3 protein-coding genes are annotated in these 2,451 nt (G+C 40.3%); 2 read left to right on the forward strand and 1 reads right to left on the reverse strand.

Features of this window, described 5'->3' with window-relative positions; all coding sequences use genetic code 11:
• Positions 1–150 precede the first annotated feature (150 nt).
• On the forward strand, positions 151–1,431 hold the full coding sequence (locus Xenpb_RS19155; RefSeq protein WP_187655711.1) for a site-specific DNA-methyltransferase: 1,281 nt from the start codon (positions 151–153) through the stop codon (positions 1,429–1,431).
• Positions 1,432–1,465: 34 nt separating this feature from the next.
• Here the strand turns inward: Xenpb_RS19155 and Xenpb_RS19160 are convergent, their stop codons facing one another.
• On the reverse strand, positions 1,466–2,047 hold the full coding sequence (locus tag Xenpb_RS19160; RefSeq protein WP_187655712.1) for a hypothetical protein: 582 nt from the start codon (positions 2,045–2,047) through the stop codon (positions 1,466–1,468).
• A 115-nt stretch (positions 2,048–2,162) separates the two neighbouring features.
• Between Xenpb_RS19160 and Xenpb_RS19165 the strand changes: the two genes are divergently transcribed.
• Positions 2,163–2,451 (forward strand): transposase (locus Xenpb_RS19165; RefSeq protein ID WP_187655713.1); only part of this gene is annotated, 289 nt, incomplete at its 3' end.

Genomic DNA, 2,451 nt, shown 5'->3' on the forward strand with positions numbered 1-2,451 from the left:
TTAGGAATATCAGGTGCGGAACTCATCGAGGCGCGGGCATCCTTGCCCATAGTGACGCCGGATAGATTTAAGCAAGCCCATCATAAATCAAAATCAGTGTTGCAAAAACGGGGGTGACCATAGATTTTTTTATTACAGGGTATTCCTCTGATGACAATCGAAGAACACCATAACTTCACCTGGCATGGTAAGGCTCGTGCCCGTCAAATTGCCCAAACGCCATCAACAGGAACCCTGCGCCCTTGTAAAGAAGAAAGTGTGAATTGGGATACCACAGAGAACCTGTTTATTGAAGGCGATAATCTTGAAGTGCTTAAAATATTACAGAAGTCTTATCACAAGAAAGTGAAGATGATCTATATCGACCCGCCCTATAACACAGGCAGGGATTTTATTTATAAAGATAATTATCGTGATAATTGGCTAAATATGATTTATCCCAGATTGAAATTAGCCCGAAATTTATTGTCCGATGATGGAATTATTTTTATATCGATAGATGACCATGAAATGGTTAATTTATCTCATTTGTGCAATGAAATATTTGGTGAAGATAATTTCGTTGAAAGATTTATCTGGAAGAGCGGAAGAACTTCAGCATCAATTTTTACCCGAGAGCATGAATATGTCTTGGCCTATGCAAAAGATATCTCTCAATTGCTTCATATTGTTTATAAGGGTGACGACAGCTTAGTTTCTGATCGTGCAATAAAGAGGGTTAGTATTAAAAACCCCGCGTCAGACATAACCTTCCCTGCTGGAATTAAATTCTTGGGTGAAAATAAAACATTTCCATCCGTACTTGGAGGTAAAGAAATCGTCGAGGTTATTTCAGGGGTATTTGAATGTAAGAATGGCGTCTTAGCCAGTGAAGTTACGCTAAAAGCGGGCTGGACAATGAAGCGCCAAATCGAAAACTGGCTGTCAGGAAAGGCGACTTTTGACTCTAAAGGGCAGCAGGTTGTTGAGTTCTTTTTTAAGCCTAACGGTGTTCTTCAGTATGTTAAAAAGCGGGGCACCGAACACCCAAAAACAATTATAACCGGTTTTACCACGAAGCAAGGAAGTCAAGAGGTTGAAGCTCTTCTCGGTGCACCTGTTTTTGATTACCCAAAGCCGACAGGCTTAATTGAACACTTAATGAAGGTCACGGATAGCGAAGATACCGTTCTGGATTTTTTCGCCGGAAGTGGTTCTACCGGTCATGCGGTGTTAAAACAAAACAAGAAAGATGGCGGTAGACGAAAGTTTATTTTGATTCAGTTGCCTGAGCCTGTCTCAAAGAATGCGGGTGCAGTAGCGTATTATTCCAGGGAGTCAATACCCGAATTGATTTCCAGAATTTCCCTAAAAAGAATAAAAAATGCCATCCTGCAAGAAGATAAAGCTCAGGGTGTGAGGTTTTTTAAATTAGACCAAATAACTCTTTGATCCTGCTCTGCGGCTGGCATCTTAATTTAGTTAATTAATATTTCCATAATAGTGGATTTTGTTGAGCATTATGAATTTCTCCAATAGTGAAAAAAATCTTTAACTTTAGCATTGTGAAACAGATAAATAGCTTGGCTTTGTTAGGTGTTTCAGGGTCGTTAATAGAATAAATACCTTTTACAGAGCCGTCGTCGTTAGAAACTTTCATAGGTAGTTCGTCAGAATATTTGTCTGCTGGAGTGTCTAATCGATAACTGTTTAGTAGGTTTACTAAATTACTTATTTTGTCATTCGGTATATCTTTAAAATCATGATCGTGAGCTACTTCGTTTCTGATCTTATTTATTATTTTTGTGCAATTATACAAAGGTACTGGTAATCCCACGTTTCTGGCAATGTTAAGTTTTGTTTCGAAATTAATTCTGATGCGTTTATTTCCATCACCAAAGAAGTTTTCTTGATTGCAAGCTGCGCATATCCAAAACTCAAGTATTTGTTCACACATCAGGTGGATACGGAGAACAGAGCCTATAACATCATCAGTAAGTGCAGCCTGTAATGTAAGCTCAGGAAGAGCAAGTTCTCCTATTTGATCTGCAAATATTTGTGGATTCATGAAGAGTCTCCATCAGAGGTTGTTATGATAAATTGTCCAAAATTTGTAGTGGTATAAGGATCTCGGACACTTCAAAAGCCTGCTAATGTTATTCACATGACAATGAGGTGTAACGATGAAATTGAAACTCACTAAACGCCACTATTCCGCTGAATTTAAGCTGGAAGCGGTTCAACAGGTTGTTCTCCACCAACAACGGGTTATCGATGTCGCCCGTTCATTGGCGATCGATAACAGCACGCTGGGGAAATGGGTTCGCCAGTACCAGGCCGAAATACAGGGAATGACGCCGGTGGGCAAGGCACTGACGCCCGAACAACGCCAGATACAGGCATTAGAAAAACAGGTGAGACGCCTGGAAATGGAAAAAGCGATCCTAAAGCAGGCGGCCGTGCTGATGAGCG

The organism is Xenorhabdus sp. PB62.4 (genome assembly GCF_014467285.1).
GTDB lineage: Bacteria > Pseudomonadota > Gammaproteobacteria > Enterobacterales > Enterobacteriaceae > Xenorhabdus.